Origin of the sequence: Burkholderia sp. HI2761 (assembly GCF_002223355.1) — a bacterium.
Classification (GTDB): Bacteria; Pseudomonadota; Gammaproteobacteria; order Burkholderiales; family Burkholderiaceae; genus Burkholderia.
In genome coordinates, this window is record NZ_NKFN01000007.1 from 971,755 (window position 1) to 990,622 (window position 18,868).

Annotated in this window: 21 protein-coding genes; 9 read left to right on the forward strand and 12 right to left on the reverse strand. The window is 68.9% G+C overall.

What is annotated here, in order from left to right; all coding sequences use genetic code 11:
- Nucleotides 1–112: 112 nt before the first annotated feature.
- From CFB46_RS21940 to CFB46_RS21955, 4 genes are all read left to right on the forward strand, one after another.
- A complete protein-coding gene (locus CFB46_RS21940) occupies nt 113–1,129 on the forward strand; it encodes an ABC transporter substrate-binding protein (RefSeq protein ID WP_089501262.1) in 1,017 nt (338 codons plus the stop codon).
- 109 nt (nt 1,130–1,238) lie between these two features.
- A complete protein-coding gene (locus CFB46_RS21945; protein ID WP_089501263.1) occupies nt 1,239–2,549 on the forward strand; it encodes an MFS transporter in 1,311 nt (436 codons plus the stop codon).
- A gap of 114 nt (nt 2,550–2,663) precedes the next feature.
- Entirely contained in the window at nt 2,664–2,939 is a 276-nt protein-coding gene (locus CFB46_RS21950; RefSeq protein ID WP_027782310.1) for a YlcI/YnfO family protein, read from the forward strand.
- Nucleotides 2,936–3,235: a type II toxin-antitoxin system RelE/ParE family toxin gene (locus CFB46_RS21955; RefSeq protein ID WP_089501264.1), complete on the forward strand. Its 300-nt coding sequence runs from the start codon at nt 2,936–2,938 to the stop codon at nt 3,233–3,235. Before CFB46_RS21950 ends, CFB46_RS21955 begins: the two co-directional genes overlap by 4 nt.
- 48 nt (nt 3,236–3,283) lie before the next feature.
- On the opposite strand, the gene CFB46_RS21960 is transcribed toward CFB46_RS21955, so the two are convergent.
- Together CFB46_RS21960 and CFB46_RS21965 are read right to left on the reverse strand one after the other, a co-directional pair.
- Complete coding sequence (locus tag CFB46_RS21960) at nt 3,284–5,083, reverse strand: sensor histidine kinase (RefSeq protein WP_089501265.1); 1,800 nt, start codon at nt 5,081–5,083, stop codon at nt 3,284–3,286.
- On the reverse strand, nt 5,080–5,727 hold the full coding sequence (locus tag CFB46_RS21965) for a response regulator (RefSeq protein WP_027782313.1): 648 nt from the start codon (nt 5,725–5,727) through the stop codon (nt 5,080–5,082). The genes CFB46_RS21960 and CFB46_RS21965 overlap by 4 nt, the downstream gene beginning before the upstream one ends.
- 326 nt (nt 5,728–6,053) lie before the next feature.
- Between CFB46_RS21965 and CFB46_RS21975 the strand changes: the two genes are divergently transcribed.
- Nucleotides 6,054–6,506 (forward strand): hypothetical protein, encoded by a 453-nt coding sequence (locus CFB46_RS21975; RefSeq protein ID WP_089501266.1) that lies wholly within the window; start codon nt 6,054–6,056, stop codon nt 6,504–6,506.
- A 108-nt stretch (nt 6,507–6,614) separates the two neighbouring features.
- The gene (locus CFB46_RS21980; protein ID WP_089501267.1) at nt 6,615–8,633 is read left to right on the forward strand and encodes a VTT domain-containing protein; all 2,019 of its coding nucleotides are present in this window, start codon (nt 6,615–6,617) and stop codon (nt 8,631–8,633) included.
- Between the two features lie 24 nt (nt 8,634–8,657).
- Here the strand turns inward: CFB46_RS21980 and CFB46_RS21985 are convergent, their stop codons facing one another.
- Nucleotides 8,658–8,987, reverse strand: a complete 330-nt coding sequence (locus CFB46_RS21985; protein WP_006479699.1) for a helix-turn-helix domain-containing transcriptional regulator — start codon at nt 8,985–8,987, stop codon at nt 8,658–8,660.
- Nucleotides 8,984–9,316: a type II toxin-antitoxin system RelE/ParE family toxin gene (locus CFB46_RS21990; protein ID WP_089501268.1), complete on the reverse strand. Its 333-nt coding sequence runs from the start codon at nt 9,314–9,316 to the stop codon at nt 8,984–8,986. The genes CFB46_RS21985 and CFB46_RS21990 overlap by 4 nt, the downstream gene beginning before the upstream one ends.
- Before the next feature lie 390 nt (nt 9,317–9,706).
- On the opposite strand from CFB46_RS21990, the gene CFB46_RS21995 reads away from it, so the two are divergent.
- Nucleotides 9,707–10,216: a GNAT family N-acetyltransferase gene (locus tag CFB46_RS21995; RefSeq protein ID WP_089501269.1), complete on the forward strand. Its 510-nt coding sequence runs from the start codon at nt 9,707–9,709 to the stop codon at nt 10,214–10,216.
- A 16-nt stretch (nt 10,217–10,232) separates the two neighbouring features.
- Here the strand turns inward: CFB46_RS21995 and CFB46_RS22000 are convergent, their stop codons facing one another.
- Both CFB46_RS22000 and CFB46_RS36545 read right to left on the reverse strand, forming a co-directional pair.
- A complete protein-coding gene (locus tag CFB46_RS22000; RefSeq protein WP_027782319.1) occupies nt 10,233–11,186 on the reverse strand; it encodes a leucyl aminopeptidase (aminopeptidase T) in 954 nt (317 codons plus the stop codon).
- Between the two features lie 58 nt (nt 11,187–11,244).
- Nucleotides 11,245–11,367 carry a hypothetical protein gene (locus tag CFB46_RS36545; RefSeq protein WP_006479692.1) on the reverse strand — a complete coding sequence of 41 codons (123 nt, stop codon included), beginning with the start codon at nt 11,365–11,367 and terminating at the stop codon, nt 11,245–11,247.
- A gap of 473 nt (nt 11,368–11,840) precedes the next feature.
- Between CFB46_RS36545 and CFB46_RS22005 the strand changes: the two genes are divergently transcribed.
- Nucleotides 11,841–13,091, forward strand: a complete 1,251-nt coding sequence (locus tag CFB46_RS22005) for a YbfB/YjiJ family MFS transporter (RefSeq protein WP_089501270.1) — start codon at nt 11,841–11,843, stop codon at nt 13,089–13,091.
- 11 nt (nt 13,092–13,102) lie between these two features.
- On the opposite strand, the gene hpaC is transcribed toward CFB46_RS22005, so the two are convergent.
- Complete coding sequence (gene hpaC, locus CFB46_RS22010) at nt 13,103–13,648, reverse strand: 4-hydroxyphenylacetate 3-monooxygenase, reductase component (RefSeq protein ID WP_006490502.1); 546 nt, start codon at nt 13,646–13,648, stop codon at nt 13,103–13,105.
- A gap of 356 nt (nt 13,649–14,004) precedes the next feature.
- Between hpaC and CFB46_RS22015 the strand changes: the two genes are divergently transcribed.
- Complete coding sequence (locus CFB46_RS22015) at nt 14,005–14,637, forward strand: response regulator transcription factor (protein ID WP_089501271.1); 633 nt, start codon at nt 14,005–14,007, stop codon at nt 14,635–14,637.
- Between the two features lie 12 nt (nt 14,638–14,649).
- Here the strand turns inward: CFB46_RS22015 and CFB46_RS22020 are convergent, their stop codons facing one another.
- From CFB46_RS22020 to CFB46_RS22040, 5 genes are all read right to left on the reverse strand, one after another.
- Nucleotides 14,650–15,393 carry an SDR family NAD(P)-dependent oxidoreductase gene (locus tag CFB46_RS22020; RefSeq protein ID WP_089502297.1) on the reverse strand — a complete coding sequence of 248 codons (744 nt, stop codon included), beginning with the start codon at nt 15,391–15,393 and terminating at the stop codon, nt 14,650–14,652.
- 59 nt (nt 15,394–15,452) lie between these two features.
- Entirely contained in the window at nt 15,453–16,577 is a 1,125-nt protein-coding gene (locus CFB46_RS22025) for an amidase (RefSeq protein WP_089501272.1), read from the reverse strand.
- Between the two features lie 31 nt (nt 16,578–16,608).
- The gene (locus CFB46_RS22030; protein ID WP_089501273.1) at nt 16,609–17,130 is read right to left on the reverse strand and encodes a nuclear transport factor 2 family protein; all 522 of its coding nucleotides are present in this window, start codon (nt 17,128–17,130) and stop codon (nt 16,609–16,611) included.
- Nucleotides 17,131–17,138: 8 nt separating this feature from the next.
- A complete protein-coding gene (locus CFB46_RS22035) occupies nt 17,139–17,516 on the reverse strand; it encodes a hypothetical protein (protein ID WP_006490490.1) in 378 nt (125 codons plus the stop codon).
- Between the two features lie 101 nt (nt 17,517–17,617).
- Entirely contained in the window at nt 17,618–18,811 is a 1,194-nt protein-coding gene (locus tag CFB46_RS22040) for an acyl-CoA dehydrogenase family protein (protein WP_089501274.1), read from the reverse strand.
- Nucleotides 18,812–18,868 lie beyond the last annotated feature (57 nt).

An 18,868-nucleotide genomic window follows, 5' to 3' on the forward strand; every position in this document is an offset into this window, starting at 1 on the left:
ATATTCAAGGAGACGGCAACATGCAGCATGTCACGGGCACGACGAACGCGCGCCGCGGCGTCACGCCGGCCTGCGCGGGGCCGTCGGTCGTCCGCCGCACGGCAGCACGCGCATGACGACGTCGCCGCGCCGCCGCGCACTGATCGCCGCCGGGCTCGGCATGCTCGCCGCGCCGGCGCTGGTGCGCGCGAAGCCGCGCACGGTGCGGATCTCGAAAGGCTATGGCGTGCTGTACCTGCCGCTGCTCGTGATGGAGAAGCAGCGGCTGTTCGAGCGGCATGCGGCGCGCCACGGCGTGCGCGACGTCGCGGTCGAATGGGTGCTGCTCGACGGCGGCAATTCCGTCAACGACGCGATGATGGCCGGCACGCTCGATTTCGCGGGCGCCGGCGCGCCGGGTTTCATCGAACTATGGGCGCGGGCGCGCGGCATTCCGAACGTCGAGGTGATCGGCATCAGCGGGCTGTCGACCACGTCGCTGTCGCTGAACGCGAACCGTCCCGGCCTCGTGTCGCTGCGCGACTTCACGCCGTCCGACCGGATCGCGGTGCCGGGCATCCGCACGTCGCTGTCGGCGGTCGTGCTGCAGATGGTCGCGAGCCGGCAGCTTGGCGCCACGCATTTCGCGCAGCTCGATTCGATCACCGTGAACCTGCCGCATCCGCAGGCGATGCAGGCGCTGATCCGCCGCGAGAACGGCGTGACCGCGCATTTCACGTCGCCGCCGTTCTCGACGCTCGAGTTGCGGCAGCCGGGCATCCATCGCGTGGTGAGCTCGGTCGACGTGCTCGGCCCGCTGACGCTCGACGTCGTGTTCGCGCCGAAGCGGCTCGTCGATGCGGAGCCCGCGCTGGCCGTCGCGTTTCTCGGCGCGCTCGACGAAGCAAACCGCCTGATCGCGCAGGACCCGCGCGCGGCGGCCGCGCTCTACGCGGCGTCGTCGGGCGTCGGCGTGTCGCACGACGACGTGATGCGGATGCTCGCCGCGCCCGACACGCGCTTCTCGGTGCTGCCGAACCAGCTGATGGACTACGTCGAATTCCTGTACCTGGCCGGCACGATCAAGGCGAAGCCGCGCGCGTGGCACGAGATGTTCGCGCCGATGCTCGACGACTACCGGTCGGGTTGAGCGCCGCCGGCCGCCGTGCCCCATTCATCGAAACACCCCGTGCCCGCGCGTTCGTCACGCGCGGCGCCGATCCAACCGACACGCAACCGATTCACCCAAGGAGCCTGAAGTGAACGCTACCGACACCCTGGACCCCGCGTCCGCCGAAGAACAGCGCATCATGTCGAAGATGGCGCGGCGCCTGCTGCCCATCCTCGTCGTGATGTTCCTGATCGCGTTCATCGACCGGCAGAACGTCGGTTTCGCGAAACTGCAGATGGTGCACAGCCTCGGCATGACGGAAGCCGCGTTCGGGCTCGCGTCGTCGCTGTTCTTCATCGGCTACCTGCTGTTCGAGGTGCCGAGCACGCTTGCGCTGCATCGCTACGGCGCACGCGTATGGCTCGCGCGGATCATGCTGACGTGGGGGCTCATCACGGTGCTGATGGGCTTCACGACGTCGATGCCCGCGCTCTGCTCGCTGCGCTTCCTGCTCGGCATCGCCGAGGCCGGCTTCTATCCGGGCGTGATCTATTACCTGACGCTGTGGTTTCCGCAGAGCTACCGCGCGAAGGTGCTCGGCATCTTCACGCTCGGCAGTGCGCTCGCGAACATGCTCGGCTCGCTGGTCGGCGGCGTGCTGCTGAGCCTGAACGGCGTGTGGGGGCTGGCGGGCTGGCAGTGGGTGTTCGTCGCGACGGGCATTCCGGCGGTGATCGTCGCGATCGTCGTGTTTCGCGTGCTGCCCGCATCGTTCCGCGAGGCGCCGTTTCTCGACGAGCGCGAGAAGCAGATCGTCGCGGCCGCGCTGGAGCGCGAGAAGCCGGCGCAGGCCGAGCACGGTCAGCCGTGGAAGGCGTTGCTCGATCCGCGCGTGATGCTGTTCGCAGCAACCTACATGCTGATGTCGACGTCGCTGTACGGCGTCACGTACTGGCTGCCGACGCTCGTGAAATCGTTCGGCGTGTCGAGCACGACGAACGGGTTCCTGAGCATGCTGCCGTGGGCGCTCGCCGTGGTGTTGCTGGTGTGGCTGCCGGCGAAGCTGCGTCGCGCGAAGAGCATCCTGCGCACGATCGCGATCGTCGCGGCGCTGGGCGCGCTCGGCTTCCTGCTGAGCCTCGTGCTGCCGTCGACGCCGTTGCGCTTCATCGCGCTCGTGCTCGGCGGCGCGTGCATTCCGCTGCTGTATCCATGCTTCTGGTCGATGCCGCCGCGCTATTTCACCGGCGCGCGGGCGGCCGCGAGCGTCGCGGCGATCAACTCGATCGGCAACCTCGGCGGCTTCTTCAGCCAGAACCTGATGCCGTTCGCGGGCAAGGCGACGGGCACCGCGTTCGGGCCGATGATCGTGCCGATCGTGTGCCTCACGCTGCTCGGGATCGGCGCGCTGGTCGCGTGGACGCGCTCGGAGCGGGGGATGGTGGCGGCGCGGGCGTGAGAGGAATGCAAGCCGGACCCTCTGTTTGATGCGTCGGCTATGCCAAATGGCCGACTGCCCGCGATCATGCCAGTGTGCTACCATGCATTACATATGTAATGCATGGAGGTTGCGATGAAAACAGCCACGATGCCCGCACTGCGGGTCGATCCCAAACTGCGTGAAGAGGCGGAATCGGTACTGGCGGAAAACGAGACGCTGTCCGCGTTCATGGAGTCGGCGTTGCGCGATGGCATTGCGCGACGGCGCCTGCAGCGCGAGTTTGTGGCCCGTGGTCTGGCGTCGCGCGACGAGGCGCGTCGTACCGGTGAATACGTCGAAGCCGCGGACGTGCAGGCCGAACTCGAGGGCATGCTGAAAGTCGCGCGCGCGGCGAAGGCGGCTGATTGATCTACCGGGTCCGATATACGCGGGCAGCGCGTGAAGACCTGATGCGACTGTATCGATACCTGCTCGAGCGTGATGTTGACGTGGCGGCGCGGGCTGCAGAGGCAATCGAGCAAGGTATGGCCATGCTTCGAATGTTTCCGTTCACGTGCCGCAAGATCGACGATGGCAATCCGTTTCTACGCGAACTGATCGTGTCTTTCGGCTCGTCAGGCTATGTTCTCCTGTTCGAAGTCGCAGCCGCGGAGCAAGTCACGATTCTTGCCGTGCGGCATCAACGGGAAGACGATTACCACTGAGCGGCCGTCGATACGGCGGTCCGCGTCCGCCGATGTCTCCGCAATCGGTCAGTCATCCGCGCGCGAAACCCCAGCCCCGCCATGCGCGAGCGCCACAGGCGCGTGCGGCAGCGGAATGTCGACCTCGACCGTCGTGCCCTCGCCGAGCGTCGTCGCGATCCGCAGCGTGCCGCCGACCAGATACGCACGCTCGCGCAACCCCACCAGCCCGAACGAACTCGACTTGCGCGGCACCGCGGGATCGAATCCCGCGCCGTCGTCGCGAATAGTCAGCGCGATCGCTTCGCCGCCGTGCACGAGTTCGACGCTCGTGTGCGACGCAGCCGCGTGCCGGGCGACATTCGCGAGCGCTTCCTGCGCGATGCGGAACACGGCCGTCGCATACGGCTCGTCGAGTTGCAGTTCGGGCGGCTCGACGTGCAGCGAACAGGCAATCCCGTGACGGTGCCGGAAATCCGCCACGAGCCATTGCATCGCCGCCGCGAAGCCGAGATCGTCGAGCATCAGCGGGCGCAGGTCCGACGCGATGCGGCGCGTCGCGGCCACCGCGCCGCGCGCAAGCGCATGCATCGCCGCGATCTTGCGCGCGAGCGATGCGTCGTCCTGTGGCACGCGGTCGATCAGCCATTCGAGATCGTTCTTCAGCGTCGCGAGCGTCTGCGCCAGTTCGTCGTGCAGTTCGCGCGCGATGCGGCGCTGCTCGGCTTCGCGCGCGCTGGCGCTGATCGCGGCGATCTCGCGCAGGTCCTCGCGCGACGCCTGAAGCGCCCGTTCCGCGCGCACGCGCTCCTCGACTTCGCGCCGCAGGTCGCGGTTCGACGCGCTCAATTGCGCGGTGCGCGCGGCGACGCGCTGTTCGAGCCGTTCGTTCGCATCGTTCAACTGCGCGCTTTTCTGCACGACGAGCAGATGCTGGTAGCGCGCGCCGGCCAGTGCGCGCACCGTTTGCGCATGCAGCCGGCCGTTCTCGAACAGCATCGCGAACAGCACGACGCCCGACGCGACGAGACCGTACGCGCGCCCCGCATAGAAGCCGAGATCGAAGCGACCGTGATTCAGCATCGACGACAGCGCGATGTCGAACAGCCACGCGACGAGCACCGTCATCACCCACAGGTCGAGCACCGAATGACGGCGCCGCTGCCGCCACATCAGCATCAGCGCGACGAGGTTCAGCCCCCAGACGACCGTGATCGCGTTCGTCATCGTCGCGGTCATCCGGTTGCCGCTCATGATGCGCGGCAGCAGGTCGTGGCCGGCGGTCGCGAGCAGCGCGAGCGCGACCGTCGCGCCGACTGCCGCCGCGATGCAGAGGACGACCGGAATCGCCGCGCGCCGCCGCGGGGCCGAGGCCGTGGCCGGGCGCCCGCGCGACATCGCGCGCAGCAGCGCGTACGCGGCGACCGACAGCGGAAAACCGCCATGCCAGAACAGGTACAGCCACGCGGTGGTCTGTTCGCCGGCGCCGAGCAGGCCGGTCGGCGCGAACAGGCCGGGGAAGGTCAGCATGTGCGTGCCGGCCATGAACGCCGTGAACAGGTAGCCGCCCGCCAGCACGAGCAGCGGCTTTTCGCGCAGGATCGCGTACTGGCCGAGCAGCAGGCCGGCCGTCACCATGTCGTTGACGACGATCGCCGACTGGTACACGGGAATGAACGCCCAGCCCGGCGCGAGCGGCATGGCCGCGAACGGCGCGAGCGCGGCGAAGATCACGGCCGATACGAGCACCGTCGCGAACGCGAGCCGCTGCTCGCGCCGGCCCGGCGGCAGCGACGACATGAACAGGCGCGACGTGTCCGGATCGTCGTCCGGCGGCGGCGCGGGCGGGAAGCGGAAGGCGGCCGTCATGCGTCGTCGGCGCCGAAGTCGAGATCGTGGCGCACCGCGTAGCGGACCAGTGCGGCTTCGTGCGGCAGCCCCATCTTCTCGAGGATCCGCGTCTTGTACGTGCTGACCGTCTTCGCGCTCAGCGCGAGGTCGGACGCGATCCGCGTGACGGTCTGGCCCGTGACGATGCGGCGCATCACGTCGAGCTCGCGCGCGGACAGCCGCTCGTGCGGCAGCGCCTGAGCTGGCGCGCGCAGCGTATGAGCGAGGCTTTCGGCCGCGGACGGGCTCACGTAGATGCCGCCCGCCGCCACCTTGCCGACGGCCGCGACGAGCTCGGCGGTCGCACTGTCCTTCGTCAGGTAACCGGTGGCGCCGGCCTTGAACGCGCGTGCCGCGTACTGGGTTTCCGCGTGCATCGTCAGCACCAGCGTGCGCAGCGACGGCACATGGCGCTTGACCAGCCGGATCAGTTCGATGCCGGTCGGCGCGGGCATCGACAGGTCGAGCAGCAGCACGTCGGCGGCGGCGCGCTCCGCCAGCGCGAGCGTGCCCGCGCCGTCGCTCGCCTCGCCGACGATCTCGAAACCGCCGGCCCTCTCCAGGATGTGACGCAGTCCGTCCCGCATGACTGCGTGATCGTCAGCCAGAATTACCCTGATCATCTTCCAGCGATCCTCTTCGGGATGACGCCGCGTGTTGCCGTCGGAGTTGTCGCAGCGGCCGTTCTTCTGATCAATATATGCCTCCGAACCCGAAAACGGTACGCGTTCGCGAAATTTTCGGGATGGCTGGTCGCGGAATGTGCACTGAAACGAAATAATTCCCTGGAATGCGTACCGTGCGCGGGTCATGCGAATCAGGGTATTCCCGGGTGATCGTGGCAGCCGACACGGGCCCGCGCGGCATCGTCGGAGTCACCCCGCGAACCGGTCTGATTCGGGACTAAACTGGTGCCCGATGCCACCTGAGCGAACCGAGGAGCCCTGCAATGATCGACCTGGCCGATATCCTGCAGTCCGCGCTGCCCGCCGCCGTCGCCTGGGCCGAAGCGGAGGCGGCGCGTGGGCTCGCGCAGGGCGCGCCGCTGACGCTGGCCCAAGCCGACGACGCGCGCACGGTGGGCGTCGCGCAACCGGAGCGGATCCGCGTGGTGGCGGTCGACCGCATGCCGTTTCCCGACACGCCGACGCTTGCCGCGATCGCCCGCGACACGGGGCTGCTGTCGCCCGGCACGATCGGCCTCACGCTCGGTCACGCGGTGTACGTGCTGCGCGGGCAGGACACACGCCGCCTGCTGACGCACGAATTCCGGCATGTGCATCAATACGAAGCCGCCGGCTCGATCGGCGCGTTTCTTGCGCGCTATCTGCACGAGGTTGCCACGGTCGGCTACCACGACGCGCCGCTCGAGGCCGACGCACGGCAACACGAGTTCGATTGATCCCTGACCCCGACACCGGCGCGAGCGTGCGCATGTCGCGATGAACGTATCCAATTCCCCCGCCGGCTCGTTGTTCGTGCACCGGGCTGCACCGTTCGGGCGTATGCGATGAGCGACACGATCCACGCATGGATCGGCGCGATCGGCGCGCATCCGCTGCTCGTGTTGGCGATCGTGTTCGCGGCCGCCTGCGCCGAGGCGATCGCGCTGATCGGCACGATCGTGCCGGCCGGCGCCGTGATGTTCGCGGCCGGTGCGTTGATCGGCGCGGGCGCGCTCGACGCATGGGCGACGATCGGCGTCGCGGCCGTCGGCGCGGTGATTGGCGACGGGATCAGCTACGAAGTCGGGCGACGTTACCGCGGGATGATCCGCAATGCGTGGACGCGCTTCGGCTATGGAAGCGCCTACGCGCGCGGCGAGGAATTCGTGCTGCGTCACGGCATGAAGAGCATCGTGCTCGCGCGCTTTCTCGCGCCGGTGCGTGCGGTCGTGCCGGTCGTCGTCGGCTGCGCGACGCTGCCGCGCCGGTCGTTCTATCCGGTCAACGTGCTCTCGGCGCTCGTATGGGCGCCTGTCCACGTCGCGCCCGGCATCCTGTTCGGCGCGTCGGCCGCGCTGGCCGCGGCGATCAGCGTGCGGGTCGCCGCGATCCTGCTGGTCGTGGCCGCGCTGGTCGCGCTCGTGTGGATCGGCGTGCGCGTCGCGCTGCGGCGCGGCTGGCCGTTGTTGTGCCGCGCGCTCGCCGAAACCGTGCATGCATGCGCGCGCCGCTGGCCGCGGTTCGGTGCGCGGCTGCACGACGGGATCGCGTACCTGCGCGGGTTGCCGGGCGCGGTGCCCGTGCTCGCGCTGTTGTTCATCGGCTGCGTGTGGCTGTTCGCGGGGATCGTGCAGGACGTCGTCGCGAACGATCCGCTGATGCATGCGGACATCGCGCTGTATGCGTTCCTGCAGAACCTGCGCACGCCGCCCGTCGACGCCGCGATGAGCGCGCTCGCCGTGCTGCACGGACACGACACGGGCCTGATCGTCGCGGCCGCGTTTCTCGTCTGGCTGCTGATCCATCGCTGCTGGCTGACGGCTGCATGGTGGCTCGCGACGGTCGGCGTCGCCGTCGTGCTGGTGCCGGTGTTCGGCGCGGGCGTGTCCGGCGCGACACCTGCGAGCCTGCCGCCCGGCGCGCCGCACGTGCCGCTGCCCGATGCCGACGCCGCCTTCGCGATCCTCGCGAGCAGCGGCCTCGGCTGGGTGCTCACGCGCGACCGGCCCGCGCTGTGGCGCATTCCGGTCGTGACGGCGGTCGTGCTGTGGATCGTGCTCGGCGGTTTTGCGCGGCTGTACGTCGGCGATACCTGGTTGTCGGGGCTGCTGGGCGGATGGAGCCTCGGGCTCGCGTGGTTCGCATTGCTCGCCGGCGCCTATGCGTACTGGCACGTGCGTGAGCATGTGCAGTCGAGAGGCGCGCTCGTCGCGGTCGTCGTCGTGCTCGCGACGGCCGGCGTATGGACGGTTCCCGCGCAATGGCAGCTCGATCGCGCGGCGCGTCCGCACGTCGGCGATGTGGTCGCGATGACCGTCGACCAGTGGCTGCGCGGCGGGTGGCAGCGCGTGCCGACGCGGCGCACCGAGATCGGCGGCGACCGCGAGGAATATCTGCCGCTGCAATGGAGCGCGACGTCGGACACGCTCGTCCGTCATCTCGCGCAGGCCGGCTGGCAGCGCGCGACACCGTGGTCGCCGGCCACCGCGCTGCGCTGGCTGCTGCCGCAGGCGCCCGTCGACACGCTGCCCGTGCTGCCGCGCTACACGCATGGCGAAAGCACGCGGCGCGTGTTCGTCCGCATCGATCCGGCCTACCCGGAAAGCCGCTTCGTGCTGCGGTTGTGGCGTTATCCGTACGTGTTGCAGGATGCGCTCGGCACGCGGCCACTGTGGTACGGCGCGCTGTACCGCGAAACGCTGCGCCGGCCGGCGCGGCTGATGACGATCGTGCATACGACGACGATCGACGATGCGGCGGCGATTGCGCATGCGTTGGCGGTCGAGCCGACGATCGCGCATCCGCCGGCGGGGACGACGGCCGCGCCGGCGGAGATGCTGCTAGTTTGGATGGTCACGCCGTGAGGGGGCAGGCGGGACGTGCGCCCTTTACGCGTGCGATGGCTGTGCGGGAACGACGGACAGGCGCAGGCCGACCGTCTTGAGCACCGCGAGCAGGGTTTTCAGCGTCGGATTGCCGTTCGGGGACAGCGTGCGGTACAGCGATTCGCGGCTGATGCCGGCTTCGGCCGCGACGGCGCCGAGCCCACCGTAGGCTTCCGCGACCGTGCGCAGCGCGAGCAGGCCGGCCGCGCGGTTGTCCGGATCGTCGAGCGATTCCATCGCGACGCGCAGATAGGCGACCGCGAGTTCGCGGTCGGCGCCGAGTTCGGCGACTTCCGCGTCGTGGTGCGATACCGCGCCTTTGAGCTTGTTCACATTTGCCTCCGTTTCCAGTTCGACCAGTGTTCCTTGGCGCGCCTGATGTCGTCGGACTGACGGGCCTTGTCGCCGCCCGACAGCAGCAGCACCAAGGCGCCCCCGTGCCGGCCGAAGTACACGCGGTAGCCGGCGCCGACATGGACGCGCAGTTCGATCACACCTTCGCCGACCGGCTCGCAATCGCCGAAATTGCCGGTCTGCACGCGGCGCAGGCGCTCGCGGATTCGTGCCTGCGCGAGCTTGTCACGCACGGCGTTCAGCCATTCGGTGAAAGGCTCGCGACCATCGTCGCGTTGATAGCGAAGCAGTTCGAACTTGGAGAGAATTGTAACTTATAAGCTACAAAAAAGTAAATGGAACGAGGCGGTTCGCGTCGCAATGGATTTGCGGCCGCCGCGCATGCGGCGTCTTCATGGCTCGGGATGTCAGGGCGTGAAGCCGGCTTCCCGGACGACGATCATTCTTTCATCCGGTATGGCGCATGACGATTCGGTCGAACGGCCGGTATCGATGGCGTGATGGCGGGAGACGCGCCCGGGGGCACTGCCCGGCTTCAGCGATCCATCCAGTTTCGCAGGCGTTCAAACGCCGGTACGACACGCCGCCGGGCGCGTATCGCAGCGCAGCACGGCGAGAAGGCGACCCGCGATGAATCGCGGTACGATCGCTCGTCTGCCTGTCTTGCCTGCCTACATCACCGTCACGAGAGCCCCCGCATGATCACGATCCGCCCGATGACCGAGGACGATTTCGCGCGCTTCTGGCCGACCTACCGCGCCATCGTCGCCGCTCAGGAAACCTACGCATTCGATCCCGAACCGACGCCGGAAGCGGCACGCGCACTGTGGCTCGACGCGCCGCTCTGCACGTGGATCGCCGAGGAGGACGGCGTGGTGCTCGGCTCGTATTACCTGAAGGCGAACGCGGGCGGCCCCGGCAAGCACGTGAGCAACTGCGGCTACATGGTGAGCGAGGCCGCGCGCGGACGCGGCGTCGCGCGCCTGATGTGCGAGCACTCGCAGCAGGTGGCGCGCGAGCGAGGCTTCCTCGCGATGCAGTTCAATTCGGTGGTCGCGACGAACGAGGTCGCGGTCGCGCTGTGGCAGAAGCTGGGATTCGAAATCGTCGGCCGGCTGCCGCGCGCCTACCGCCACGCGCGGCTCGGCTTCGTCGACTGCTTCGTGATGTTCAAGTGGCTCGGCGACGCGGCGGCCGCCGAAGCCTGAGCAACCCGCCGCCGCGTCAGACGGCGAACGCGCCGTCGAACACGATCCGTTCGTCGAGCGCGAGCGTGCCGCGCGCGAAGATCAGGTCGAGATGGTGGCTGCCGTTTTCGCCGCCGCCAAGCCCCAGATGCAGGCCCGGATGGCGTTCCTCGAACCCCGCGTTGCGGCCGTACAGGCCGCGAATGCCGAGGTTCGTGCCGATGCCGAATTCCTCTATTCGCCGGTGATTCGCGTGCCGGTCGAGATAGGTCGAGAAATCGCGCCGGAAGCCCGCATCGTCGGTGTCGAAATCGACGATCGTGCTGCGTTCGACATGCAGCGTTGCAAGCCGCTCGGCCACCTTGTACTTGATCGCGAACGGCACGGTGCCGAGAAACGTGCCGCTGAACACGACCGAGCCGTTGAGGTCGGTCACGTGCGTCGCGATCTCGCCGGGCACGACGTCGAGGTTGCCCATGCCGTCCACGCTCGTCCATTTCTGGTCCGGCGCGAGCGAGCCCGTCAGCGCGTTGCCGGCTTCGTCGATGAAGCGGATCTGCGACGCGCGTGCGGCGGCCTCGATCAGCCGGCCGTTGCGCGCGGCGATGTCGTCGAGCGATTCGGCGAACGCCTCGTCGAGATGCGGGCCGTAATCCTTGAATAAAACCGACTTGCTCCAGTGCTCGACGATCGCGGGGCGGATGGCGGCGAGGAACGGCGGCCCGCTCGGCGACGGCGTTGGCAGGCACGACGAGTCGTACAGGAGCACGAATAGGTCGGCGTCGCCGAGCGCGGCGGCAATATCGGCAGGCGGGGTGCTTTCGAGGCAGAGGGTGGTCGCGGCGAGCGAATCGGGCAGGGCGGAAAAGGCGCGCAACGCGATGTCGCGGTTGCGGGTGTCATAGCCGACCAGCAGTTTTCCCGATTCGCCGCGTGCCAGCTTGTCGCGCAGCGCCGGGTGAAAGCCGAGCGCGCGGTGGAGGTTCAGCATGCGTATCTCCGGAAGCGGCGGAAGGGCCGCAGCCCTTCCGCGAGAACGGGTGGCCCGCTCAGACCGGCCAGAGCGCCGTGCCGAACGGCACCACGGCGTCCTCGACCATCATGTCGACGGCCTCGGGGTGTGTGTCTTCCTGCATCCAGTCAAGCAATTCGATTTGCTGGGTTTCCTGCATGTCAATTCTCCTGTGATGAACATGAGTGATTCAACATGAAAGTGCGGCAAAAAAAATCATGCCGCTTCTCGTTCGGCATTTTGTGAATACCGGACAAGTGGCGTCGATATTAGTCTGACGAATTTGCGAATGCAATGCGTTGCAAGGTTTTTAGCGGAAGCGTGCTAAACACGGGCTTTTCCCAGCGAATGCCGGAAATGGTCAATAAATCGAATAACGGGACGGACGTGATTTTTCAATAATCGGGATTCAGGCCGATTAAACGATTCCGGCGATTTTTTTGAATTGGACATGTAATTGACGGGATTATTTCGGATCGCGTGATTCACGAAAGGCGATGGCGGCTGGCCAATGCGCGCCGGCCCCCGTGCGGCGGTGCGCACGGTTTTCTGGCACCATCTGACGATCCTGCGCGGTGGCTGCGGCCGTATGCGCGGCCACCCTGGTGGCATGACAACGATGGAGACACCCCGATGCGCGCAGTGTCGCAACCGGAGCGTGCCGGCCGCTCGCGGCCGGACGCCGGCGCAACCGATCCCGGCCGCATGGCCGCGTGGCGGCTCGCGATCTGCCTGTCGCTCGGCAGCGCGATCGCGCTCGGCCTCGCACGCTTTTCGTATGCGCTGCTGCTGCCGCCGATGAAGGCCGATCTCGGCTGGACCTTCGCGCAGGCCGGCGCGCTGAACACGGCGAACGCGGCCGGCTACCTGATCGGCGCGCTCGCATTCCCGCTGTTGTCGCGTTGCTGGCGCGCAGGCACGCTGCTCGCGGCCGGCTGTGTGCTGACCGCCGTGCTGATGGCCGCCGGCGGGTTCACGGCGGACATGCACGCGTTGCTGGCGCAGCGGCTGGCGACGGGTGTCGGCAGCGCGTTGATCTTCATCAGCGGCGGCGTGCTGGCCGCGCGGCTCGCGTCCGCGTCGCCGCGCGATGCGGGGCTGCTGCTCGGTCTTTACTACGGCGGCACCGGATGGGGCATCGTCGCGTCGTCGCTGCTCGTGCCGGCCACGCTCGTGCCGCGCGTGCACGGCTGGCAGCCGGCGTGGCTCGCGCTTGCAGCGGCGTGCGTGCTGTTCTCGGCGGCGGCCGTGTCGGCCGCGCGTCGCATCGAGCGCTTGCATGCGGCGCCGGTCGTGCAGGCCGACGGCGCGAGATCGGCGGCGACCGCGAGCCCGGCTCGCTTCGCGTTCGCGCTGGCCGGCTACGGCCTGTTCGGCGTCGGCTACATCGGCTACATGACATTTATCGTCGCGCTGCTGCGCGGGGCGGGGATGAGCGGCACGGTGGTCGCCGCGTTCTACGTGATGCTCGGGATCGCGACCGTGGTGTCGGCGCGGCTGTGGTCGGGGCTGCTCGACCGGATGCGCGGCGGGCAGGCGCTCGCCGTGCTCAACGCGCTGCTCGGCGTCGCGACGCTGATGCCCGCGCTGTTCATGCATCCGGCCGCCGCATTCGCCTCGGGTCTGCTGTTCGGCGCGACGTTCCTGTCGGCGGTCGCGTCGACGACGGCCTTCGTGCGGCACAACCTGCCGCCGAACGGCTGGGCGAAGGGCATCAGCGCGTTCACGACGGTGTTCGCGTTCGGGCAGATCGCGGGGCCGGTCGCGATCGGCTGGGTGTCGGACAGTGCGGGGCTCGCGCGCGGGCTCGCGTATTCCGCGCTGACGCTGTTCGCGGGCGCTGCATTCGCGGCCGGGCAGCGCGCGCTGCGCACGTCCGCGTAGTCAAGGGCCTGTCACCGCACACATGCGGTACGCGACACGCGATGAAACGCGCGGCTGAAGTAGATGAGGCTGTCGCCGTCGTCGCGAACGCGAATCGACGTCGCCTCGATGAACATCACCGAATGCGAGCCGACTTCCTTCATCTCCGCGATCGTGCCCTGCAGGCTCGCGAGCGCATCGCGCAGCACCGGCACGTCCTGTTCGCCGCGATCCCAGACGGGCAACTGGAAACGCTGCTCCATCGGCAGGTCGGTGAGTCCCGCGAAGTGTCGCGCGAGCAGCTCGTGCTCTGCCGGCAGCACGTTGATGCACACCTGGCGGTTGCGCTCGAAGGTCGCGTGCATCGCGCTCGACCGGTTCAGGCACACGAGCAGCGTCGGCGGCGCATCGGTGACGGAGCACACGGCGCTCGCGGTGATCCCGCAGCGGCCGTGCGGCCCGGCGGTGGTGATCACGTTGACGGCCGCGCCGAGGTGGGCCATCGCCTGGCGGAAGGCCTTCTGCGCGTCGGTCGGTTCGACGCGCGCCGGTCGCTGGATATCGGTCGTGGAAGACATGGGCGCTCCTGATTGGACGAAAACGGCGAACGGTGCAGCGCGGCGAGCGCAGCGCCGGATCGCCGACGATGACCCGAGCGTACGTCGCGAAAATGCGGCCGACCATTCGCACGATTGACGATCGGGATGGCGTTCCTGCCAACGCGTCTAAAGGTTCTACCTAGATGCGCGTCGCCGCGCGCGAAAAAAAACCGGGATTGCGCGTTCGTGCGGCACGTGAAGGGGTGTTCAGCGGGTTTTCGGCTCGTTATGATGTGCCGCACATCCCCAAGCGAACGACGCACGCAACAAGCCGGCAATCGGCTTCACGCGCGGCGCGTGCGATACCGATACCGATATTCAGCGAGACACCCGCGATGACGTCACCCGCACCGATCGTATACATCGTCGACGACGACAGCGGCATGCGGACGTCGCTCGCGTGGTTGCTCGAATCGGTCGGCATCGCGTCCGAGGGATTCGCGAACGCCGCCGACTTTCTCGCACGCTTCGACGTGAACCTGCCCGCCTGCCTCGTGCTCGACGTGCGCATGCCGGAGAAAAGCGGCTTCGACGTGCAGGCCGAATTGAATGCGCGCGGCGCGACGCTGCCGGTGATCTTCGTCAGCGGGCACGGCGACATTCCGATGTCGGTGCGCGCGCTGCAGAACGGCGCGATCGATTTCGTCGAGAAGCCGTACAACTCGCAGCAGATGCTCGAGCGCGTGCAGCGTGCGCTGCGGCTCGCGCAGCAGCGGCACGCGGTGAGCCAGCGCCACCGCGAGCTGCGCCAGCGGCTCGATGCGCTGACCGCGCGCGAGAAGGAAGTGCTGCGCGGCGTCGTGGACGGCAAGGGCAGCAAGCAGATCGCGTCGGATCTGTCGATCAGCGTGAAGACCGTCGACGTGCATCGCGCGAGCATCAAGGAGAAGCTCGGCGCGACGTCGATCGCCGCGCTGGTGCGCGACGTGATGGTCGTGTGGGGCGACGGCGGGGAATCGTCGCGATGAGGCTCGGCGCGTTCAGCGCATGTACAGCCCGCCGTTGATGTCCCAGCATGCGCCGTTCGCGAAATGCGCGTCGCCCGACGCGAGCAGCACGGCGGCATCCGCGACGAAACCGGCCGACCCGAGTTTGCCGCCCGGCAGGCTCGCGAGCACCTGACGCAGTTTGTCGGGCGCGACGCTTTCGTACACGATCGGCAGATCGAGCGGCCCCGGCGAGATCGCGTTGACGGTGACGCCCCGCGCGGCGAGATCGCGTGCGAATACCTTGGTCAATGTCAGCGTGCCGCCTTTCGCGGCCGCATAGTGTGCGCCCGTCGCCGAGCCGCCGTTCTGCCCGGCGAGCGACGCGATATTGACGATGCGGCCCGCGCCGCGCTGCGCGAAGTACTGGCCGAACACCTGGCAGCCGAACAGCACGCTGCGCAGGTTCACGTCGATCACCTGGTCGAACTGCTCGGCCGTGATGTCCATCGCCGGCACGACCTTCGATGCGCCCGCGTTGTTGACGAGCACGTCGATCGTGCCCCAGCGCGCGACGAGCGCATCGCGCGCCGCTTCGAAATCGCGTTTCGACGTGACGTCGAGCGGCAACGCGATCGCGCGTTCGCCGCTCGGGTCGAGTTCGCCCGCATGCGCTTGAATGGCGTCGGCGGCGATGTCGGCCAGCGCGACGCGATAGCCGGCCGCATGGAAGCGTTCGGCGATGACGGCGCCGAGCCCGCGCGCGGCGCCGGTGACGAGGACGACTCGGTCTGACATGGTGTGGAGTTCCGTGGTTCGCGGGCGCACGCCGGTGCAAGCGGCGCCCGCATCGTGGGTCATGCGGCCAGTGCCGCTTCGAAGTGTGCCGCGATCGCGCAGACCCGTTCGTCCGCGCCCTTGCGCCCGACGATCTGCAAGCCGGCCTTCAGCGGCGAACCGGCGAGCGGCAGCGGAAGGCTGAGCGCCGGATGGCCGCTGAGGTTGAACGGCCGGATCAGCGACGACATCGCGATGACCGATACGCCGTCGCGCGCCTGCTGCAGCGTGATCGGCAACGCGGGCAGCGTCGGCAGCACCAGCACGTCCGCGTGTTCGAGCGCGGCATCGACCTGCGCGGTGAAGCGTGCGCGCACGGTTTCGGCTTCCGCGAGCGCGGCCGGGGTCGTCGTCGCGGCCGTGCGCAGTCGCGCGTCGAGATCGGCGCCGAGCCGGCCCGTTTCGACCAGATGGCCGAACGCGCGCGACGTTTCCGCGTTGATCACGGTGAGCCCCGCCGCGAACGCGGCCGGCATTGCATCGAGCACGATCGTGTGCGAACGCAGGCCCGACGCGCGAACGGCCGCGTCGAGCGCGGCGGCGATCGCCGGATCGGCTTCGACGGCGAGTTGCGCGACCGTGCAGCCGGCCACGCGAGCCTCCGCTTGCGCTCGGTCGAAGTCGGGCGCGATCGCGGCCATCGCCGCGACGAGCGTGCGGATCTCGCGGGCGAACGGTCCGACGCAGTCGAGCGTCGTGTCGACGGGCGCGACGCCGCGCCGCGACACGCGGCCGAACGTCGGCTTCAGCCCGGCCACGCCGCAGCATGCGGCCGGCCCGCGAATCGAGCCGCCGGTATCGGTGCCGAGCGCCGCGTCGACGGCGCCGAGCCCGACGAGCGACGCGGAGCCGCTCGACGATCCGCCCGGAATGCGCGTGGCGTCCTGCGGATTGACGGGCGTGCCCGTGTAGTCGTTGATGCCGGTCATGCCGAACGCGAGCTCGTGCATGTTCGCCTTGCCGGCGATCTGCCAGCCGGCGTCGAGCAGCAGGCGGACCACGTCCGCGTGTCGGATTGCCGGCGGCGCATCGGCGAGCGCGCGGCTGGCCGCGCGGGTCGGATGGCCCGCGATGTCGATCGTGTCCTTGATCGCGATCGTCGGGCCGGGGCCGCCGAGCGTGAAGGTGTCGATGAAGCCTGTCATGGTCGGTATCGTGCGAAAGCAGCGGGAAACATCAGGACCGTGGCGCGGCGGCGAGCGGCCACGGGCCGTCGAGCACGCGTTCGGTGCGGAAATGGCGGATCAGCCACGCGGAGCCGTTGGCGGCCGGCGCGAAATCGACGGTCAGCCGCGCGGCGATCAGTTCGGCCGAACCGTCCGCGTAGCGCGACGCCTGCAGCATGATCCAGCGGCCGCGCGCGCTTGCATGGCCGGCACCGATCTCGATCGACTCCGACGTCAGGAAGTGCAGGTTCGCCGAGAAATGCGGATCGGGCGGCAGATAGCGGCCGAGCATCGCGACGATCGCGGCGGTGCCTTCGAGGCGGCCGAACTTCCGGGCGTATTGCGGGCCGATGCCTTCCCACACGGCGTCGGCGGTGAACAGATCGGCCAGCGACGGGCCGGCGCCGGCCTCTTCGGGTACGTCGCACAGCGCCATGTAGCGCGTGAGCGTCGCACGCACCGCGCGCTCGGCATCGAGCGCCGCGACGCGCTGCGCGAGCGCATCGATCGCAGCAGGTGACAGATCGGTCATCGCGCGCCTCACGCCGCAGGCTTCGCGGCCGGCGGCACGGTCAGCGCTCGGCCCACGCGTGCCTCGATCTTGCCGTAGCGCCACAGGTTGTATTCGCCGACGGGCGTCGTGCGGTACAGGTTGCACACGGCGACCGTCGTGTCGAAATCGGCGACGTCGGCCATGATGTAGAAGGTCCACGGCGCGCCGTCAGCCTGGCCGACCACGAGACGGTCGTCGTCCATCACGCCGAGCACGCGCACGCCGGGCATCGCTTCGACGGCCGCGAGCATCGCGCCGTACGCCTGCCACACTTCGCCGATCTGCTCGCGCGGCAGGTCGAAGAAATTCTGCGACACGCCGCAGCAGAACAGGACGCGCAGCGGCAGCGGATTCGAATCGGACATATCGGGTTCTCCAGAGGAATCGGTCGGGCGCATGAGCCGGCCGGCGACGTGCGTCGGGTCCGCGTTCATGCGCGTTCGTCAAAAGCGTCGGTCGATGCAGGTTACAGATAGCCGGGAAACGGCGTGACGCCGGTGAATACCGCCCCGGCGCCGTCGAAGTTGCCTTCGGCGAGGAACGCGTGCTGCGTGACGACCATCGCATCGCGCAGCAGCCGTTGCAGCGGATGCGTTCGATAGATCGCCGCCGTGCCGCCGAGGCGGTACGCGCGCTCGACGACGCTCGCGCCTTCGCGGGCGATCTGCGTGGCCGCGAGCCGCAGCAGGCTGACCTGGTCGGGCGTCACCGGATTGCCCGCGAGGATCGATTGCCAGACCGAGTCGGTCGCATCGTAGAAGAACGCGCGCGCCGAGCGCAGTTGCGCCTCGGCCTTCGCGAGCTCGATACGGAAATACGCACGATCGGCGAGACGCGGCGCGCCGGTCGTCGTCTGGCGGCCGCCGGACATGCGGTTCACGACGTCGAGCGCCGCGCGTGCGAGGCCGAGATTGACGACGGCCAGCACCTGCGCCGCGTACGCGACGGTCGGGTAGCGGTACAGCGGCTCGTCGACGGTCGGCTCGCCGCCGCGCACGAAGGTCCACGCCTCGGGCACGAAGCGGTCGTTCACGCGCAGGTCGTGGCTGCCGGTGCCCTGCATGCCGACCACGCTCCAGTTCTCGACGATCTCGACGTCGGCGGCGCGGAACACCGCCGTGCGCGGCTTGTTCGGTGCGGCGTCCTGCGCGCCCGGCACGGCGATGCCGACGCCGAGCCAGTCGGCGCCCTTGCAGCCGCTCGCGAATTTCCATGTGCCGTTCACGCGCCAGCCGCCCGGTGCGGCGAGCGCGGGCTGCACCGGGAACAGGCCGCCCGCGAACACCTGATCGGGGCCGCTCGCGTACAGCTCGGCCTGGGTCTCGAGCGGCAGCGCGGCGAGGTAGACGTTCGCGGAGCCGAAGCTCGCGACCCACGCGGCCGAGCCGTCGGCGGTCGCGATCCGTTCGATCATGTCGAGGAACGCGCTCGGTGCGAGCGCGTCGCCGCCGAAGCGGCGCGGCGTGCCCGCGCGATAGATGCCGGCCTGCTTGAACAGTGCGACGACGTCGCGCGGCACGTGCGACAGCCGGTCGAATTCCTCGCGGCGCGCGGCGACGGTTTCGATCACCGCGTCGAGCGGCGACAATTGCCCGGCCGCGGGACTTGCCGCGGGCGGCGAGGTCGGCGCGGATTCGATGGCGAGGGCGGCTTGCGGCATGAAAGTCTCCTGGGGATGGGGCGATGTCGGTGTCGGTTGCGGGGGGCAAGACGGTGC

Bases quoted from the DNA above. Each gene is read 5' to 3' on its own strand.
- CFB46_RS21940 (WP_089501262.1), top strand. From the start codon at position 113: ATGACGACGTCGCCGCGCCGCCGCGCACTGATCGCCGCCGGGCTCGGC.
- CFB46_RS21950 (WP_027782310.1), top strand. From the start codon at position 2,664: ATGAAAACAGCCACGATGCCCGCACTGCGGGTCGATCCCAAACTGCGT.
- CFB46_RS21960 (WP_089501265.1), bottom strand. From the start codon at position 5,083: ATGACGGCCGCCTTCCGCTTCCCGCCCGCGCCGCCGCCGGACGACGAT.
- CFB46_RS21965 (WP_027782313.1), bottom strand. From the start codon at position 5,727: ATGATCAGGGTAATTCTGGCTGACGATCACGCAGTCATGCGGGACGGA.
- CFB46_RS21975 (WP_089501266.1), top strand. From the start codon at position 6,054: ATGATCGACCTGGCCGATATCCTGCAGTCCGCGCTGCCCGCCGCCGTC.
- CFB46_RS21980 (WP_089501267.1), top strand. From the start codon at position 6,615: ATGAGCGACACGATCCACGCATGGATCGGCGCGATCGGCGCGCATCCG.
- CFB46_RS21995 (WP_089501269.1), top strand. From the start codon at position 9,707: ATGATCACGATCCGCCCGATGACCGAGGACGATTTCGCGCGCTTCTGG.
- CFB46_RS22000 (WP_027782319.1), bottom strand. From the start codon at position 11,186: ATGCTGAACCTCCACCGCGCGCTCGGCTTTCACCCGGCGCTGCGCGAC.
- CFB46_RS36545 (WP_006479692.1), bottom strand. From the start codon at position 11,367: ATGCAGGAAACCCAGCAAATCGAATTGCTTGACTGGATGCAGGAAGAC.
- CFB46_RS22005 (WP_089501270.1), top strand. From the start codon at position 11,841: ATGCGCGCAGTGTCGCAACCGGAGCGTGCCGGCCGCTCGCGGCCGGAC.
- hpaC (WP_006490502.1), bottom strand. From the start codon at position 13,648: ATGTCTTCCACGACCGATATCCAGCGACCGGCGCGCGTCGAACCGACC.
- CFB46_RS22015 (WP_089501271.1), top strand. From the start codon at position 14,005: ATGACGTCACCCGCACCGATCGTATACATCGTCGACGACGACAGCGGC.
- CFB46_RS22020 (WP_089502297.1), bottom strand. From the start codon at position 15,393: ATGTCAGACCGAGTCGTCCTCGTCACCGGCGCCGCGCGCGGGCTCGGC.
- CFB46_RS22025 (WP_089501272.1), bottom strand. From the start codon at position 16,577: ATGACAGGCTTCATCGACACCTTCACGCTCGGCGGCCCCGGCCCGACG.
- CFB46_RS22030 (WP_089501273.1), bottom strand. From the start codon at position 17,130: ATGACCGATCTGTCACCTGCTGCGATCGATGCGCTCGCGCAGCGCGTC.
- CFB46_RS22035 (WP_006490490.1), bottom strand. From the start codon at position 17,516: ATGTCCGATTCGAATCCGCTGCCGCTGCGCGTCCTGTTCTGCTGCGGC.
- CFB46_RS22040 (WP_089501274.1), bottom strand. From the start codon at position 18,811: ATGCCGCAAGCCGCCCTCGCCATCGAATCCGCGCCGACCTCGCCGCCC.